This is a genomic window from Fictibacillus arsenicus (genome assembly GCF_001642935.1).
Lineage (GTDB): Bacteria > Bacillota > Bacilli > Bacillales > Fictibacillaceae > Fictibacillus > Fictibacillus arsenicus_B.
The window spans coordinates 3,556,511-3,573,563 of sequence record NZ_CP016761.1 but is presented as its reverse complement, the minus strand read 5'-3'; the positions used below and the strand labels follow the sequence as shown (position 1 = coordinate 3,573,563).

Below are 17,053 nucleotides of genomic sequence, written 5' to 3'. Positions count from 1 at the left end.
GTTTCTCACTAATGAATTTTAATAAGAAGAAAGATCAAATCGTTAAAGAGCTTGAACAGCTTATTTTTCTATTAAATGAAATGGAAAGCAGGGTAGAATTACAAAAGCTTACCGAAATTATAGATCATATAAAACAAGAGAATTTTCAGATTGTAGTGGTAGGGGAATTCTCACGCGGAAAATCGACTTTTATTAATTCGTTGTTAGGAAATCAGTTGCTGCCATCATCAGCAAATCCTACGACCGCACTATTAAATGTCATTAAATATAGCAAAGAATCTTATATTAAAATTCGGTTCCATGATGAAAATAGACAAGAAATGCATATTAGTGAAGAAACGTTCAAAAGGCTTATTGCACCAAAAGAGCCTATTAAGGGTGATCCAGAATCTGAAGCAGCTTATCAAAAGCAAGCAGATACACTAAAACAGATTCAAAGTGCTGAAATTGGCCATCCCCTTTCTTTTTGTAAGGGTGGTGTGACATTAATTGATACCCCAGGCACAAACGACCTGGATGAAGCACGCGAGAAAATAACAAATAGTATCATCCCACGATCAGATGCTGCCATCTTTCTTTTGTCAGCTCGAAAAATACTGTCTGAATCCGAGTTAAGCTTTCTTAGGGACCGCTTATTAAGCAATGATATTCAAAAAGTATTTATTGTAGTAAATTTTAAAGATGAATTAGAAAGCCCAGAAGCAATAGAAAAGGTTCAAAAATACGCCTATGACAACCTAAAAAACATCTTGAAAGAACCAAGAATATCATGATATCCGCTTTGCAGGCTTTAAATGCGAAACGATCAAGTCAGGGTGAAGAAATTAAAGGTAGAAGAGGAAGACCGATAAAAATTTGGGATCTTGAATCAACGGGGATACCTGAACTTGAAAGAAGCTTGTCTGAGTTTCTTCAATATGAGCGGGGAAAAGTGAAGTTGCAGCGTCCTATAAAAAGAGCAGAAAAATTAATAAATGAAGTATTAGAGAAGAAGATCAAATTTGAAAAGAACACACTTTCTCAAAAGAAAGTTGGCTTGAAAGAAAAGGTAGAAGCTTTCAAACCAAAACTTTCGGCTATACATGCTGTGGGAAAAGAATCTCTTCAGAACATTAATATACAACTGAGCAGACAAGAACTAGAAATAACAAAATGGTATGAAAGTGAATTGCAAAAAATTGCGAATCAAGCCATGAAAACATATGAGCAGTTTAACTATTTAGATATCCAATCCATAAAGCAAACAATAGAACAAACCATTGCGCCATTAGAAAGAGATTTGCATAAAGAAAAAATTAAACGAATGACTGAATCTGCAAAGACAGTAGTCGAAAATCAGAGTAATAAAGTAAATGAACAGTGGCTAAAACTTGAGAAAGATCTTCTGCACATTCATCTTCCTAACGGTGCTAATCAAGAGCATGCACTTGCATTGGTGGATGCATCTTCTTATGAAACAAGTTATTCACCTTCAATATTTGACGAGATGTATGAAAGTTTGGATCAGGCATGGGAGCAAAGTAACAGCTTTATCGGCAAACTGGCGATTGGTGCAGGGTATGTAGCAACGAGTGTGTTAGGAGCAGTTTCTTCTTTTATCTCTTGGTTAACAGGTGATAATGAAAAAATGAAGTATAAACGTCAACTGATGCTTAAGTTTGAGGATTCTAGCAAAAAGAAACGAGCAACATTTAAGAGTGAGTGGAAAGGCATGGTTAAGTCGGTGAATGAACAATATGAAGGGATTATCAATGAAAACGTTCAGCAGATGGAGCAACAGCTTCAAGTTTTACTCGATAGTACTCGTTTAGAAGGCATTCAACTGCAGCAAAAACTAGATTTATTGGAACGCAGAGAAATTCGTTTAGTACAAATAAAAACTCGTATCAACCACTATTTTAATGAGTTAGACCAGAAAACACATGAAGAAAAGGTTGAGATATTCACATGAATTATTCATTAGAAAAAGATAACTTGTATAAAAAAATTGTGGAATTGCAAGAAACGGTATTAAATTTGTTGCCGGAAAGTTCTCAATGCAAGACAATCCAGCAATTAAAAGAAGATATAACGAACGATTATTATACGGTTGTTGTAGTGGGTGAATTTAAACACGGTAAATCTACTTTCATCAATGCGTTGTTAGGCAAAGATATTATGCCAAGAGATGTTACGCCAACAACAGCAACCATTAATGCAATCTTTCAAAGCAACAAAAACGAGATTCATATCGTAAAAACGAATGGTGATGTAGAAAAGAAAGAACTTTCATTGGAAGAACTGAAAAATTATACGGCTGAAGCTGACTTTGATCCAGATGACATCCAATTCATTAAAGTGTTTACGGATTCAAAGCTCATTAAAGAGGGTGTTGTATTAGTAGACACACCTGGGGTAAATGACTTGAACGAACATCGCTCATCCATTACTTATCAGTTCATCCCACGGGCAGACGTTGTATTGTTTTTGACTCCAATGACTAGTGCCATAAAGAAAACAGAAAAACTATTCATAGAAGAAAATCTTCTGAAAAATGGTTTGGATCGTACAATTTTTATTGGGAACTTTTCAGATTCAGTGGAAGATGACGAATATGATGAAGTCTATGAATTTATGAAACGTCGAATCGAGAATGTAACAGGTTTTCCTAATGTCCCAGTATATCCTTTGTCGGCAAAAGAAGCACTCCAAGGCAAGGTTAGAAATGATAAAGAATTGATAGAGTACTCGGGTATTTTAGAAATTGAAGAAGAGCTGAAAAGGAGAATGGAATCGGGTGTACAAAGCAAAGAAAAATTAGAACGATTTCATTTTCGTTTAGAGGTGATTGCAGGAAATCTGCAAAAAGAAATAGAAACAGCTTTGCACCTTACCAACCAGTCCATTGAGGAATTACAAGAACATCTTCAATCCGTTCGGAATTTTTTAGATAATCAATCAGCTTGGGAAGTGCAAATTCAAAATTACTTATATGAACAAGAAGATGATATTAAATTCATGACCTATAAGTCGCTCAACTACTTTGGAGAAAAACTAAAAGAAGATATAAAGGCAAAAGTTGAACTCTTTCAAGGTGCAGATATAAAGAATTTAGTAGAATCTCAAATACCTGTCTCCATCAAAAGTCAGTTTAAGAATTGGGTAGACCAATATGGAGAACACATTCAGAGTCTTCTAATGAAATTACATAATGAAGTGGAAAAAGGGCTATCTTCATCCTTTAACCAAAGAATTCAAATGAATCATTCTAGACAGAGTCAGCTCTCTTATGAAACGGATATCCCTGTATTAAACATGACCAGTGGGAACGCTAACGTAAAAGCTGGTCTTATTATGGGTGGAGTAAGCACCGTTGCAATATTATTAGGTGGACCTTTTTTCATCCCTTTAGTAGGTATGGCTGGAATGCCCTTTTTGTCACAAAAAGTAGCCGAAAAACAGTTGCAGAACCTAAAGCCGGAGCTCCTCCTTGCTGTTGAAGGACAAATAAATGTTCTGCTAGAGGAACTTCATCGGAACTTAGATACATTCATTCATAATCAAGTAAATACCATAAAAAATGATGCCTTAGATCACTTTAACCGAGCGATACAGTCATATGAGCACCTTTTAAATGAAGAAATGAATAAAAAACAAGATGAAACAAACAAAGTGGTTACCTATCAAAAAGAGCTAAAAGAATTAAGTATTATGTTAGAGGGTCACTTTAAAAAGATTGATGCAGGAGTAAAGTAATAACACTAAGGAGGAAGTAAGATATGAGTGATTGGGATTCAAATAGTATTGATATTTCAAATTCTTTTGATCAAGATTTCAAAAGTAACTCAACAGAGCTAATTACAGAGCCGATCCATCAGCTTGATCATAATACCTTTTCAAATTACAACGGGGAACATGAGTGCTTTAACTACAATGATCCTTTGAAATATTGCTACAAACATCAGTTTAAGCCGTTCTTATTAGACTTTGGGAATGGAGTTCATTTTGTAAAACCACATTACGTAGAAGGGTACATGAGAGAAGATGGTACTTATGTAAACGGTTATTATCGAGATGGAGATGGAAATACTTCCATCAATCGTGATGAGAATCATGGTGGAGGGTATTTGAGAAGAGATTAATATATTTTCAAAAGGTGCCGTTATTAAAAGGGCACCTTTTATGATAACGGAAATAATAGGAGTACGTCATAATGAAAGCAAAAATAATTGTTTCATTTTTATTAGTAGTAGGAGTTACATTTCTAATAACTTATACGGAAGGATATGCTCATAGTGGCAGAACAGATGGGAGCGGGTGCCATACTAATCATTCTACTGGAGTCTATCATTGTCATAATGGATCTAGTGATAGTTCTTCCTCTAATCCTGTTCGGAAATCAACTCCTGAACCTAAAAGGGATAAGGACGTTGACCATAATTTCGTAAATGATTATGAACAGGATCAAGAAGAGCTCTTATTAAATCTTAATAATATAGGTGGAAGTGATGGCTTTTTAGCAGCTGAAACAGGAGTTAATCAACTAAAACCTAAAACTAGTGAATTTACAAAGGCAGAATATAATGCGTATAAACAAGGATATGAAGAAGCTTATAGAAATAAAAAGTTTGAAATGAAAAAAGACGAAGCTTCAAAAGCCGGATATGCATTGGGTGAGAAAACGGATGATCTCGTTTTACCGGCAGAATATAATCAGCCGGAGTTAAAAGATGCTTTTGAGCGCGGTTTTAATAATGCTCTAAATACAAAGTGGGGGAATCTTGCTTACGAAACCGCAAAACAATTTAAATATTTTAACCTCCGACAGATCTGCCGCAAAATGTAAAAGATTATGCAGGACTTAGATACAATGCTGAAATTAAAGTACAAGAAGAAATAGCTTTTACAAAAGGCTATTCTTATGGACTTGAAATGGATAAAATTAAATTCCCTTTAGAAATTGAGAAGAGTAATACCTTGAAAAAAGCCTTTGAAGAAGGTTTTAAACAAGGTAGAGAAGAGAGCAATATTGAAATTGAAGAAGAGAATAGTAGTGTAGAAGAAATAGGGGTGTTATACCTTATTTTAGATCAAGTAATAACGCCTTTCCTACTATTATGCCTTCTAATCCCGTTTATACTTTTCTGTTACATATATAAAGAAGAAACGAAGGAAAAAATACAAAATCTAAGAAACAAATTTTAATAAAACATAGGAAAAGACCGAGTTAAATCGGTCTTTTTGTAATCCTATCGAATTAAGTTCTTACCTTGAACTAGATTTCTCTCAAGCTTAACAGTTTGGTTGCTTTCATCTTCAAACACCGCATACTCATTCACCGGCTGCACCACAACATTATCTAAAGTGAGTGTTTCGTTGTATGGAGTCTTCGCTGTTAATGTAATGGTGTGCTTACCGGTAGATAAATAGTTTACTTTGTTCAAGTTTACTAGAGTAAGGTACTTGTTCGCAGCAGAAACGTCTGTTGAACTTACTTTACGGCCATCAATCTTTAAATCTAGTTTTAGCTCGCCGCCTAATGATGGTGCTTTTTCTAGTGCACCATAGATGAGGTACAAGCCTTGTTTATCAATGTTAACTTCCTTTTGAATCGTGTCTCCGTTATTTAATTTTACAATTTTGTTGCTGAAAAGTGCGTCGCCAGTCCATGCGCTTTCTGGTGTTTCGATGACCGGACTGCCGCTTTTTGTAGTGAACGTTTCAGCTTCATGGATGGTTGATGTGTGTCGTTCTTTTGTTTTTACGTTAAACGTGTCCATGGCTTCAGGTAGTTGTTGAATGGCTTGAATTGACATCAACGCTTCAATCGTTGACTCCGCGCCTGAGTTCATATTCACTTTTCCGGTTACTCCGTTTAATCCGTCATACCCTCTGCCAGTTTCCGGATCGTACATCTGGAAGTTCGCGTCATTGTTGCCTGTGTACCAAGAGGCAGCGATCCCCGCATATTGTGCGTATTTTTTCTCGTTTGTTGCATGGTAAAGTTCAGTGAAAGCTTGCGTCAGCATGTTCACGCCGTATGCGATCTGCTCGTCCTTTGTTGGTGTTGGTGCCATCTCTTTAATCATGCCTTTCACGAGGATGTGAGTGAAAAGCTGATCGGCTTCTTGCTGTGCTGATTCGATCCATTCTTCTTTGTTTAGTAGATTACCAGCTTTAGCAAGAGCCATAGATTGTCCGCTGCCCCAAGCATGCCAAAGAGTAGGGGAGCCGTCCCAGTCCAGGTGAGCCCCGAACGGATATTTTGTGTAGGATCCGAATTGGTACTCCGATAATCCTTTTCCGAGCTTTAACATAGAATCTTTTACTACCGGATCTTTTTGCACCTCATAATATTCTGAGAGACCAAGCAAAGCATTGGACATCGCGTCAAAACCGCCGATCCAAGCTGGAACCTTGTAGCCGTTAACGATGTTATACTCTTCGTACTTTTCGTCCACTTTCTTTTGTAAGGCATTGTTCGCTAGTAAGAAGCTTTCCTTTAACTCTTTTGCATAAGCAGGATCCGTTTCGGAAAATACTTTATAGCCATGGCCAATTGACCACATCGCTCTAGCTGCCCACCAGTCAAAAGACTTCTTGCTAGTCGGACCGTCTGTGTTAATTGAATAGTCGTCAAAAATAAAGTTATAAAATTCCCCGTCATCAGCTTGCATGTACATGACAAAGTTTAAAGCTTTCTTAGCTTTTTCTAGGGATGCCTTTTTCTTTGTTTGTTCGTAATGATTCAAATACACAACAGCTGCCCGTGCCACATCATCTACACAAGCAATGCCTTCGTCCGCATCATCCACCCATTCGTAATTGGGATACTCAGAATAGATGTGTGTAATTAGCATCTCTTTACCCTCAATCGTGATCTCTTCATTTAAAAAATCCAGGTGGTCGAGGTTGACTAGAGAGGTTTGAGTTTCTGCTGCCTCTGCCTGAGTTGGAAACACAATTGAAACCATAAAAATGAATGCTAGTACAATCTGAAAATACTTCTGCATCTTTTTCCCCTTTCATGTAAGCGTTTTAATTACATTATTGCATGACGAATTATTTTATCAAGTTACAAATGAGTTTTGTCATGAAGTTGGTTACATGTGCCTAAAGAAAAATGTCTTAACTAAAACAAAAGTAATAGATGAATAGTTATTGACCACAGTAAGCAATAAAAGGAAAATATAAATAATAATAGTACACAAAAGAGGTTAGCATCATGTCTATGGATACTTTGGATAAGGTTTTTACTTGTTTTCTATTTCTTTTGACGGCACTTCCGTTTATCATGTTTATACAATTTAAATGGAAAAAAAGAGAACGTTATTATTACGTCTTATTATCTTATTCTTCTCTTATTATTTTTACATTTACAGTACCAGTGCTTTTATTAATCTTTGAAATTGAAGTTTGGGAGCCGCTTCATAAACCTTACTGGATTTTCAGTACATTAATCCTTCCGTTAATCGTAATTGTAATGCATACTTATTTTGTAATTTTAGTGAAGAGGGATATGTTTATTGTTAAACTAGAAAAAATTGAAAGGCTTGAGAAGATAATATTTAAAGACCCAAGACCAATAGCTGCAATCTTTTGGCTGGCATGTGTATGGAAGTATGCTGAAAAATATTTTAATTAACAGTTTTCGTTTTAAAAGCTTGTCCTAGTTGCTTTAAGATAGAGGAGGGCAACCACGAAATAACAGAAGAAGAATTGAATGGATACATAACCGGTAAGAATGAGAGATGCAACTATTTTTTATAGAAGTTATTTTAGGAGGAACCATGTTACAAAAATTCGGTTTTTCACAATATGAGAGTCAGGTGTTCGAAGTCCTTGCGTCCAGTGAGGAACCGATGGACGCTACGAACATCGTTAAATATTCAGGTGTACCAAAATCAAAGATATATGAAGTGCTCACGCGAATGATCGAAAAAGGGATGGTGCTGGATTCGGTTTCGGAAAAAAAGAAGCTGTATACCGCACTTCCGCTGTCCATCGTGATCGAGAAGTTGACGACTGAATTTCAGGAAAACGTGGAGCAGTTAAAAACGAGTACGTCTAAAAGAAAGTTTTATGATGAACACGTCTGGAGTCTAAAGGTGGATTCATCGATTCGTGCGCAGACGAAGAAGATTTTGCAAGCGGCGGAGAAATCGATTAAGGTTTCCGCATGGCAAGATGACGTACGTGATTACTTGCCCATACTTGAGGAAAAAGAAAAGCAGGGAATCGCTGTGGAGGTTCTTGTAGTTGGAGAACTAGAGTCTTCGCTAACGAACGTACATACCCTCATTCCGGCGCAGGAACACCATTCGCTAGAACGCTTTCGATTAGTTGTCGTGGATGAGGAAGAAGTGATTTTTGCCGGTGTGGAAAATCAAAGCTGGCAAGCAATGAAAACAAAGTCCCGTCCATTTATTAAAGTGTTCATCGAGTTCTTTTATCACGATGTGGCACTTGCGAAAATCAATGAAAAGCATTCGGAACTGTTGATGAATGATGATGAGATTAGAAGTGTTCTAATGAAATTGAGGTACTAATTTAAGAGGGAATGAACTAAGAGGGTACTTTAGTTCATTCCTTTTTTGTTATATAGATTTCCTATGAACCAAAACGAAGAGCCTATGAACCGAAGTGGAAGGTCTATGAGTCAAAATGGTGACTCTATGGGTCAAAATAAAACTTCTATGAACCAATCATAATTCTATGAGCCAAAACTAAGGGTCTATGAGTCAATCCGACCATCCTATGAGTCAAACCACAACATGAAAAAGAGCATAACTGATAACAGTCATGCACTTTACATTATTATTGTTCTGAACTAACTACTTCCAATGCCATCTCGATCATGTCATTGAACGTCGTTTGACGTTCTTCTGCTGAAGTTTCTTCACCTGTGAAGATGTGATCACTTACAGTTAAGATTGAAAGTGCATTAACACCGTATTTTGCTGCGATTGAGTAAAGAGCTGTTGTTTCCATCTCAACAGCTAGTACGCCGTTTTCCGCTAGCTTTTTCACGATATCCATGCTGTCACGGTAAAACAAGTCAGCCGTTAACACGTTACCTACTTTGATTTTTAATCCTTTTTCAGTTCCAGCTTCATACGCTTTTTTCAATAGGTCGAAGTTTGCACATGGCGCGAAGTCGATGCCAGGGAAAGCTAGGTGGTTCATTCGTGAATCTGTAGATGCTGTCATCGCTAAGATTACATCACGAACTTTAACATCTTGCTGAATTGCGCCGCACGTACCAACACGAATCAAGTTTTTTACACCATATTCACGGATCAATTCGTTTGCGTAGATCCCAATCGAAGGAATCCCCATTCCTGTCCCTTGAACAGATACGCGTTTTCCTTTGTATGTTCCTGTGAATCCAAGCATTCCGCGAACTTCGTTGTAGCACGTTACGTCTTCTAAAAACGTTTCTGCAATATATTTTGCACGAAGCGGATCTCCTGGTAATAGAATGCTTTCTGCAATTTCACCTTGTTTTGCGCCAATATGGATACTCATTTGTCCACCATTACAACCCGTCATTGATGGTTGTAACGGTTCCACCTCCTCAAATTTTTTATCTCTCATTATCATGCCATAGTTTTACGAGACTAGCTAATGGAATGAGCATGACTAGAAGAACGCTCTTTTTTTGTCATGGAAAGAACGGCTGCACCTAATGCCAGTATGACCAAAAATCCGCCAACTGTTGCATTCATCTCAACAGATGCCTGTTCAATTACGATTCCGCCGATCATGGATCCGAAAGCAATGCCGAAGTGAAGGGCAGAGTTGTTTAAGCTTTGCTGAATATCGGAAGTTTCTGGAGCGGACTCGATGAGATAACTCTACATAGCCGGTGTGATGGCCCAGCTGAGCATGCTCCAAATGATCATGACCACTAAAAATAACGGAAACGCAAACGTTGTATATGGAATCATAAAGATTGAAATGCCAAAGATGATTGTAACGCAAAGAATTGTAGGTTTTGTGCCGAACCGGTCAGCGAGCATGCCGCCGAATCCGCCGCCAAATACGGCTGCCACACCGAATATCAAGTATACAATACTTACCCATGTTCCATTAAGCCCAAGCGTCATTTTTAGAAATGGCGTTAAGTAGCCGTATAACGTAAGATGGCCAGCGAGGAACAGGAATGAAGTCAGTTGAGCAAATAGTACGGTCCGATCTTTTAACGTGCGCAGCTGCTGACGGATTGGAATCGCCGGTTTTGGATCGAGACGTCCCATAAAGAAATACACGCCAAGTATGGATAACACGGTTAGTGCCGTGATTAAGATAAACGGAGCACGCCACCCGAATGCATTTCCGAGCATTAAGCCGATTGGAATTCCGAGTACGAGCGATGCACTAATCCCCATAAAGACCACGCCGATTGCACGCGCACGGTATTTTCCTTCTACGATGTTGGATGCGATCGTTACACATAACACGACGAGCAATGAACCGCTTGCTGCAGATAAAATTCGAGCGATTAATAACATTGAATACGTAGGACTCAAGATCGCGAGTATGTTTCCTAATAAAAATACGATCAAAGAGATTAAGGTCAGACGCTTTCTCTCTATTTTAGCGGTCATCGTCAACAAGATTGGAGCAGCAATCGCAAACACTAGTGAGAAAATGGTGATGAGGAATCCGGCTTTTCCGAGACTCACCCCAAGATCCTCTGCTACTAAGTCTAGAATCCCGCCTATAATCAATTCGACCATTCCCACAACAAACGAAACGATCGTCAATAAATACACACGTTTATTCAAGTATATCTACCTTCTTTCAAAAAGTAACCACTGTAATGGTAACTTATTTCAAAGAGTGTATCAATAATAATTTCTAGGCAAGTTTTATAAAAGAATAAGTACATATTTTAATATCAGCTATAATGAGATGAAGCAGAGAACACCGGCGGGGGATTAATATGAACACAAACCAAAGAGCAATCGAATTATTAGAGGAAAATAATTATGAAGGGGCTCTAAAACTTTTTCGAAAAGCGGTTCTTGAAAAAAGAGATATTCAATCACTTACGAACCTCGCGTGGGTTTACTTGCATGAAGAAGAGGATAACCAAAAAGCGTTGAGTCTAGTTCTAGAAGCGATTGATCTCAGCCCCGAATCTCATTTTCCATATAGTTTTTGTGGTGAACTGTTATTGAAATTAGAGCAATATGAAGAAGCACTTAAACATCTACTTACATCTATTTCTATACAACCAACATCGGAAGCCTATCATAATATCGGAGTAGCAAAATACTATCTTGGTGATCCTGCAGAGGCTTCTAAATACTTTGGTTTAGCATCAGGAAAATCAGATTTTACGGTATATAATCAGGTAAGATGTTTGATTATGAGTAATCAAGTTAATGAAGCTAAAATGGTAATAGACACTTTTAATGAAAATGATGATGATTTCGTTGGAGAGGTCGATTTGGCTGAATTGTACGCAGAGTTACAACTTTATGACGCAGCGATTTTTTGGTATGACAAAGGTTGGGAAAGTTATTATAGGCAACCTCACTGGGTAGTTTGGTACGTTAATTCGCTAATTCAAACCAATCAATACACCAAAGCTCAAGAAATCATAAATGAAGCAATTCAACAAAAAAAAGAAGAGTTAAATGAAGCACATGAAGATGTTGTAGATGAAGATTGGACCGAAAACGACAAACGAGATCATATTAAAAAACTTACAAAAGAAATAAATGAGTATCGATCTATGATTGAACGGGTGTCAGCAGGAGTCCTTCCCAAAATCGAGTTTGAACCTTCCGCTGAAACCGGTTGTTACCTTTTTGGTTGCAAACGGCATGGACATCCAGAATACAAAGATTAGAAGAAAGCTCCGAACAATGGAACTTTCTTTTTTATTTTCCGTCATGTATCGGATAAGCCCTCCATATAGTAGTAGTAATCATCATAATAGTGGCTTCTAGAAAAAGACTGGCCAGTGATTAGAGGAGGGATCGAATGCTTCATATTGTGGCTTGCATTAAGCAGGTTCCGGATACGAAGATCATCAAGATGAACCCGAAGACGAATACGATGGACCGGGCGAGCGCGCCTGCCATCTTGAATCCTTATGACGCGCATGCGGTGGAAGAGGCTGTGCGTTTGAAAAAGAGATACGGCGGGACGGTTTCCGTTTTGACGATGGGGCCGCCGCCAGCTGTAAAGGCAATCAAAAAGTGCATCGAGATCGGTGCAGATGAAGGTTACATGATTTCTGACCGCGCCTTTGCTGGAGCGGATACGTTGGCAACGAGTTATGCCCTAACAAAAGCGATCGAGAAGATTTCTAAAATCAAGCCGGTGGATTTAATTATCTGCGGGAAGATGACGATCGACGGTGACACCGGACAAGTTGGACCAGGGATCGCTCGCCGTTTAGACATGCCTCCTTTAACATCCGTCAATATGGTAAAAGAGATCAATATGGAAGAAGGCTATGCGGTTGTTCATCGAAAGCTTGAAGACGGGTATGAAGTCATTCAGTCCACGATGCCTTGTTTGATGTCAGTAGAAAAAGAGATCAACGAAGTTCCTTATTCATCGATGACGAACATGCTGAAGGCAGCTAGATACCAACCAATAATTTGGGCGGTTGCGGATCTGGAGGATGTGGAGAGAACTCAGCTCGGGTTGAAAGGGTCGCCTACAATCGTATCAAAAGTTTGGGCACCAACAAAACCGAGTGGCGGAGAGATGCTGGAAGGCGATGCGGCTAAGCAGACGGAGCAGCTTCTAAATATTTTGCTAGAGAAAAAAGAACTTTTTGCTGCGGTGAAGGGAGGGGACGGAAGTTGAGTTTCGAAGACTATCATGGCATTTGGGTTTTTATCGAGGTGAAGGACGGGGAAGTTGTGCCGGTTTCTCTGGAGTTGCTTGGAGCGGGGAAAGAGCTTGCGGATAAACGTGGGACAGAACTAGCTGGTGTTTTAATCGGAGAAAACGTCACACAACTAGCAGACTCTCTTTTTGAATACGGAGCGGACACCGTCTACGTGTATGACTATGCTATTTTCAAAGATTACCGGACAGAGTCGTACATGAAAGCTTTGCTGGAGTGCTGTCAAAAATACAAGCCGGAAGTGATTTTGTATGGGGCAACGTCGACGGGTAAGGACTTGGCGAGCGCGGTCGCGACAGACCTTCCGACGGGGCTCACGGCCGACTCTACCATTTTGGACATTGAAGAAGATACAGGCTTATTGCTTGCGAGCCGTCCGGCGTTTGGCGGGAACATCATGGCTACGATTCTTTGTAAAAAGTACCGGCCGCAAATGGCGACGGTACGGCCGAAAGTGATGAAAGCTCTTACGCCAGAACCGGGCCGGACAGGTAAGCTAGTAGAAGAAACGGCTTCTCTTAAGGAAGAAGATATCCGAACAAAAGTGCTCGAGATCGTCAGGCATACGACTCAAAAAGTGAAAATTGATGAAGCGGATATTATCGTCGCTGGCGGAAAAGGGTTAGGCAGTCCGAATGGGTTTCAGCTTGTTCATCAATTAGCGGAAACACTGGGCGGAGCAGTTGGGGGAAGCCGTGATGTGGTAGAAGCGGGTTGGATTGAGCACCATCATCAGGTTGGACAGACAGGTGTAACGGTTACGCCTAAAATCTATTTTGCGATCGGCATTTCTGGTGCTATTCAGCACATTGTTGGCATGCAGAATTCGGGTCTCATTATCGCGATCAACAACGACCCTGAAGCTCCAATCTTTCAATCTAGTCACTACGGAATCGTCGGGGATGCCTTTGAAATTGTGCCACTTTTAATCGAACAATTTAAACAAGCGTTTAACAGAGAGGCGGTCGACCATGTCTGAAAAATTTGATGTTATCGTTGTCGGGGCAGGTCCTGCCGGCATTTCCTGTGCGTATGAATTGGCAAAAGCAGGCGTGAATGTTTTATTAATTGAACGCGGTGAATACCCAGGTTCGAAAAACGTAATGGGCGGGGTTCTATACCGCAAAATGATGGAAGATGTAATTCCAGAGTTTTGGAAGGAAGCACCGCTTGAGCGGCCGATCGTGGAACAGCGGTTCATGATGATGGATAAGGAATCGGCGATAACTGTCGGCTACAAAGGGATGGAGTGGGGACAAGAACCGTACAACAACTTTACGGTGCTGCGCGCAAAGTTTGATCAGTGGTTTGCGGGGAAGGCTGTTGAGCAGGGTGCACTTTTAGTTAATGAAACCGTAGTTTTGGAGTGTATTGTAGAAAACGGAAAGGTAGTTGGAGTGCGGACTGATCGTCCTGATGGCGATCTTTATGCGGATGTTGTCGTGCTGGCGGACGGTGTTAACTCCCTTTTAGCAAAGTCACTCGGATTCCATAAAGAGTTCCGGCCTGATGAAGTTGCACTGGCCACAATGGAAATCATTAAACTCGATAAAAAGACGATTGAGGATCGTTTTAATCTGGAGGAAAATCAGGGAACGACGATTGAACTTTTTGGTGACGCAACAAAGGGAATCCTTGGCACCGGATTTTTATATACGAACAAAGACACCTTGAGTCTTGGGGTCGGTTCACTTCTATCTGGGCTGATTAAGCATAAGATTAAACCGTATGAACTTTTAGAATATGTGAAGAACCATCCGATGATTCGCCCTTACATCGCTGGCGGGGAGCCGGTTGAGTACTTGGCGCACATGATACCTGAAGGCGGCTATAAATCGATGCCGAAAGTGGCGGGGAACGGGGTGCTTGTTGTCGGGGATGCTGCACAGCTCGTGAATGCGATTCACCGCGAAGGCTCAAACCTTGCGATGAAGTCGGGACAGTTTGCGGCAGAAGCGGTATTACTCGCTAAGGAACGCGACGATTATTCGGAAGCTACACTCAATCACTATAAAACAAGATTGATGAGCAGTTTCGTTGGCCAGGACATGAAAAAATATAAGGATTCTACGCATCATTTCGATAAGTTCCCGCAGTATTTTGAAAAGTACATTCCGATGGCGAACAAAGCGATGAGCCAGATGTTCACGGTTGATGGCACGTCTAAATGGGATAAACAAAAGAAGATTTGGCGAGATGTGGGAACGGCTGGAGAGAAACTCAAATTGGCTCGTGACGCATACCGGGCGTGGAAGGTGATGAAGTAAATGAGCGAAAAGAAGTGTCAGACCATCGAAGAAAAGCAGTATCTCGTTCGTTTTAACGCAGACACGAAATCACATCTCACCGTTATGGATGCCGATGTTTGTTTGAACCATTGTCCGGATAAAATTTGTACGATCTTTTGTCCGGCTGAGGTGTATAAGTGGGAAGAAATTCGCATGCACGTGGGGTACGAAGGCTGTCACGAATGCGGAAGCTGCCGAATCGGGTGCCCGCACCAGAATATCAAGTGGGAGTACCCAAAAGGCGGGCATGGGATTGTGTTTCGATTGGGTTAGGCGAAAAACATTTTGAAGCGAGTTTTTCCTGTTTTGCGTGAAAAATAGTAGTGTGAAGTGCCTCTTGATGAGGCACTTTTTTAAGGTTGAGCGAAACGGGAGGGATCTTGAGTGATACTCATCTAGTTTGAGCGAAACTCTAGGCATTTTGAGCGTAGATGAAGAATTCTGAGCGTAGCGGGCTTTTTTTGAGCGAACGTGTAATAGATAAAAGAACACGTACCGTAAAAGACGTTTTCCTATAAAAAAGAACAACTAAAGTGATTTTAGTTGTCCAACTTATACATACGTAACCCCTACTTGATGCATGTTCTTCAACGCTTCAATTCCTAATGAATAATACATACTGGCCTGTTTGTACTTTTGCTGCTTCTCAAAATACTTTCCGAGTATCGGATAATAATCGGCAAGGTGAATCCATTCGTTTCTTTGTTCGAAGTAAGGGATCAGTTCGTTAATCATAAACTCCGTATTTATTTCACCGTATGTAAATAAATCTTTGTAATAGAGTAAATGAAGTTCAAATCCGTGGTTAAACGGATCATTACTAACTTGTTCAAGCCACGTATCTATAAGAGCCAAGCCTTTTTCCGGTTGCTTAGTCTTTTCGTATTCTTTCACCAGAGCATAGATCGTCATTATTTTTGCAGAAAGGGTTACATTTTCTTTTGCTTCCAGACTTCTTGAATAGAGCTCAATAGCTTGTTCTGTTTCACCTTTATGGGTGGCGATACTACCTAAGTTATGATAAATCACTCCCTGTAGCACCTTATCATTAAAGGTATTCGCAATGGTTTCAGCAAGTAATAGTTGTTTAGTAGATTCATCGAAATTTCTAACCCGAAGATGAACGATAGCCAGGATTATTCTGCAATCAGCACATCTCTTAAAGAAGTAGGTTTTCTCAAATATCTCTAATGCCTGGATGGTGTATTCTAAAGCAAGAATATTTCTATACAACTGGTTTGCTGTGAGAGCGATCAAGTACAGCAAATATCCCTTTTCCCATTCTTGAAAGCGATTATTCTCCATCTGTTTTTCTGCCAATAAAAAATCGTTAAATGCTTCCTCATAATTATTTGAATAATAGCTGAGCTGCCCTCTAGCTAGAAAATAGTAAAACGCTTTTTCCCCTTTCATCACATTGTCTATGTATGAAACCTCATCTAACAAAGCGTGAACTCCCTGTGTTTCTTGCTTGGTCATCATCATATAGATGCTTTTAAATATTTTGTGCAAGATATCTTGATCGACAGATTGTGATGGGGAATCTATCAAAGTATTATACTTCTGTACAGCAGATTTATGGTCTCTCTGATAAAGGGAATGAAAGAGATCAACATAGTTTCGCATCATCTCGTTTTCGTTCATGGACTCTAATCTTATTTCTAATCGAGCGGCTAGATGCTCTTGTATTTCATGTGAAGGTTCGGTTACGCCGTTTTCAATTTTGCTTAAATAGGGAATCGAACAGATCCCGGCTGCGAGTTCTTGCTGGGATAAGTTTTTGACTTTTCGAAAGTACCGTATCTTTTCGCCTAGGTGCATTCTTTTACCCCCGCCGTTTTCTTTTGATTTTAACACTTAATATAATTGGAATATACCTTTATAAAACGCTTAGGAAGTGAATAAGAAA

General features: G+C 39.6%; 16 protein-coding genes and 1 pseudogene. 13 read left to right on the top strand and 4 right to left on the bottom strand.

From position 1 onward, the window contains the following. The first annotated feature begins 11 nt into the window (after nt 1–11). The 6 genes from ABE41_RS18075 (at nt 12) to ABE41_RS18050 (ending at nt 5,184) form a co-directional block, all read left to right on the top strand. Nucleotides 12–773, top strand: a complete 762-nt coding sequence (locus tag ABE41_RS18075) for a dynamin family protein (RefSeq protein WP_172827374.1) — start codon at nt 12–14, stop codon at nt 771–773. Then, nucleotides 770–1,951 carry a hypothetical protein gene (locus ABE41_RS18070; protein WP_066293401.1) on the top strand — a complete coding sequence of 394 codons (1,182 nt, stop codon included), beginning with the start codon at nt 770–772 and terminating at the stop codon, nt 1,949–1,951. Before ABE41_RS18075 ends, ABE41_RS18070 begins: the two co-directional genes overlap by 4 nt. After that, complete coding sequence (locus ABE41_RS18065; protein WP_066293398.1) at nt 1,948–3,735, top strand: dynamin family protein; 1,788 nt, start codon at nt 1,948–1,950, stop codon at nt 3,733–3,735. Before ABE41_RS18070 ends, ABE41_RS18065 begins: the two co-directional genes overlap by 4 nt. Nucleotides 3,736–3,758: 23 nt before the next feature. Further along, nucleotides 3,759–4,121 carry a hypothetical protein gene (locus ABE41_RS18060; protein ID WP_066293397.1) on the top strand — a complete coding sequence of 121 codons (363 nt, stop codon included), beginning with the start codon at nt 3,759–3,761 and terminating at the stop codon, nt 4,119–4,121. A 71-nt stretch (nt 4,122–4,192) separates the two neighbouring features. Next, nucleotides 4,193–4,825, top strand: a complete 633-nt coding sequence (locus tag ABE41_RS21300; protein ID WP_066293396.1) for a YHYH domain-containing protein — start codon at nt 4,193–4,195, stop codon at nt 4,823–4,825. Nucleotides 4,826–4,911: 86 nt separating this feature from the next. After that, nucleotides 4,912–5,184, top strand: a complete 273-nt coding sequence (locus tag ABE41_RS18050) for a hypothetical protein (protein WP_156774312.1) — start codon at nt 4,912–4,914, stop codon at nt 5,182–5,184. A 44-nt stretch (nt 5,185–5,228) separates the two neighbouring features. Here the strand turns inward: ABE41_RS18050 and ABE41_RS18045 are convergent, their stop codons facing one another. After that, on the bottom strand, nt 5,229–6,992 hold the full coding sequence (locus ABE41_RS18045) for a glycoside hydrolase family protein (RefSeq protein WP_066293393.1): 1,764 nt from the start codon (nt 6,990–6,992) through the stop codon (nt 5,229–5,231). Between the two features lie 212 nt (nt 6,993–7,204). Here ABE41_RS18045 and ABE41_RS18040 point away from each other — a divergent pair, with 212 nt between their 5' ends. Together ABE41_RS18040 and ABE41_RS18035 are read left to right on the top strand one after the other, a co-directional pair. Next, nucleotides 7,205–7,624: a hypothetical protein gene (locus ABE41_RS18040; protein ID WP_066293392.1), complete on the top strand. Its 420-nt coding sequence runs from the start codon at nt 7,205–7,207 to the stop codon at nt 7,622–7,624. 145 nt (nt 7,625–7,769) lie between these two features. After that, nucleotides 7,770–8,528, top strand: a complete 759-nt coding sequence (locus ABE41_RS18035) for a TrmB family transcriptional regulator (RefSeq protein WP_066293391.1) — start codon at nt 7,770–7,772, stop codon at nt 8,526–8,528. A gap of 268 nt (nt 8,529–8,796) precedes the next feature. Here the strand turns inward: ABE41_RS18035 and deoD are convergent, their stop codons facing one another. Next, on the bottom strand, nt 8,797–9,507 hold the full coding sequence (gene deoD, locus ABE41_RS18030) for a purine-nucleoside phosphorylase (protein WP_066294969.1): 711 nt from the start codon (nt 9,505–9,507) through the stop codon (nt 8,797–8,799). Between the two features lie 92 nt (nt 9,508–9,599). Then, nucleotides 9,600–10,769: pseudogene (locus ABE41_RS18025) on the bottom strand (MFS transporter). Nucleotides 10,770–10,927: 158 nt separating this feature from the next. Between ABE41_RS18025 and ABE41_RS18020 the strand changes: the two are divergent. The 5 genes from ABE41_RS18020 to ABE41_RS18000 all read left to right on the top strand — a co-directional run bounded on the left by ABE41_RS18020 (nt 10,928) and on the right by ABE41_RS18000 (nt 15,417). Continuing rightward, nucleotides 10,928–11,842, top strand: coding sequence for a tetratricopeptide repeat protein (locus ABE41_RS18020; protein ID WP_066293388.1), 915 nt, complete (start codon nt 10,928–10,930; stop codon nt 11,840–11,842). A 134-nt stretch (nt 11,843–11,976) separates the two neighbouring features. Then, a complete protein-coding gene (locus ABE41_RS18015; RefSeq protein ID WP_066293384.1) occupies nt 11,977–12,813 on the top strand; it encodes an electron transfer flavoprotein subunit beta/FixA family protein in 837 nt (278 codons plus the stop codon). Beyond that, nucleotides 12,810–13,835 carry an electron transfer flavoprotein subunit alpha/FixB family protein gene (locus ABE41_RS18010; RefSeq protein WP_066293381.1) on the top strand — a complete coding sequence of 342 codons (1,026 nt, stop codon included), beginning with the start codon at nt 12,810–12,812 and terminating at the stop codon, nt 13,833–13,835. The genes ABE41_RS18015 and ABE41_RS18010 overlap by 4 nt, the downstream gene beginning before the upstream one ends. Beyond that, the gene (locus tag ABE41_RS18005) at nt 13,828–15,123 is read left to right on the top strand and encodes an FAD-dependent oxidoreductase (protein ID WP_066293379.1); all 1,296 of its coding nucleotides are present in this window, start codon (nt 13,828–13,830) and stop codon (nt 15,121–15,123) included. The genes ABE41_RS18010 and ABE41_RS18005 overlap by 8 nt, the downstream gene beginning before the upstream one ends. Further along, nucleotides 15,124–15,417 carry a ferredoxin family protein gene (locus ABE41_RS18000; RefSeq protein ID WP_066293375.1) on the top strand — a complete coding sequence of 98 codons (294 nt, stop codon included), beginning with the start codon at nt 15,124–15,126 and terminating at the stop codon, nt 15,415–15,417. It begins immediately after the preceding gene. Nucleotides 15,418–15,696: 279 nt separating this feature from the next. Here the strand turns inward: ABE41_RS18000 and ABE41_RS17995 are convergent, their stop codons facing one another. Further along, on the bottom strand, nt 15,697–16,965 hold the full coding sequence (locus ABE41_RS17995) for a helix-turn-helix domain-containing protein (protein ID WP_066293372.1): 1,269 nt from the start codon (nt 16,963–16,965) through the stop codon (nt 15,697–15,699). Nucleotides 16,966–17,053: the final 88 nt, after the last annotated feature.

Bases quoted from the DNA above. Each gene is read 5' to 3' on its own strand.
- ABE41_RS18045 (WP_066293393.1), bottom strand. From the start codon at position 6,992: ATGCAGAAGTATTTTCAGATTGTACTAGCATTCATTTTTATGGTTTCA.
- ABE41_RS18065 (WP_066293398.1), top strand. From the start codon at position 1,948: ATGAATTATTCATTAGAAAAAGATAACTTGTATAAAAAAATTGTGGAA.
- ABE41_RS21300 (WP_066293396.1), top strand. From the start codon at position 4,193: ATGAAAGCAAAAATAATTGTTTCATTTTTATTAGTAGTAGGAGTTACA.
- ABE41_RS18000 (WP_066293375.1), top strand. From the start codon at position 15,124: ATGAGCGAAAAGAAGTGTCAGACCATCGAAGAAAAGCAGTATCTCGTT.
- ABE41_RS18060 (WP_066293397.1), top strand. From the start codon at position 3,759: ATGAGTGATTGGGATTCAAATAGTATTGATATTTCAAATTCTTTTGAT.
- ABE41_RS18020 (WP_066293388.1), top strand. From the start codon at position 10,928: ATGAACACAAACCAAAGAGCAATCGAATTATTAGAGGAAAATAATTAT.
- ABE41_RS18040 (WP_066293392.1), top strand. From the start codon at position 7,205: ATGTCTATGGATACTTTGGATAAGGTTTTTACTTGTTTTCTATTTCTT.
- ABE41_RS18005 (WP_066293379.1), top strand. From the start codon at position 13,828: ATGTCTGAAAAATTTGATGTTATCGTTGTCGGGGCAGGTCCTGCCGGC.
- deoD (WP_066294969.1), bottom strand. From the start codon at position 9,507: ATGAGTATCCATATTGGCGCAAAACAAGGTGAAATTGCAGAAAGCATT.
- ABE41_RS18035 (WP_066293391.1), top strand. From the start codon at position 7,770: ATGTTACAAAAATTCGGTTTTTCACAATATGAGAGTCAGGTGTTCGAA.
- ABE41_RS18070 (WP_066293401.1), top strand. From the start codon at position 770: ATGATATCCGCTTTGCAGGCTTTAAATGCGAAACGATCAAGTCAGGGT.
- ABE41_RS18075 (WP_172827374.1), top strand. From the start codon at position 12: ATGAATTTTAATAAGAAGAAAGATCAAATCGTTAAAGAGCTTGAACAG.
- ABE41_RS18015 (WP_066293384.1), top strand. From the start codon at position 11,977: ATGCTTCATATTGTGGCTTGCATTAAGCAGGTTCCGGATACGAAGATC.
- ABE41_RS18050 (WP_156774312.1), top strand. From the start codon at position 4,912: ATGGATAAAATTAAATTCCCTTTAGAAATTGAGAAGAGTAATACCTTG.
- ABE41_RS17995 (WP_066293372.1), bottom strand. From the start codon at position 16,965: ATGCACCTAGGCGAAAAGATACGGTACTTTCGAAAAGTCAAAAACTTA.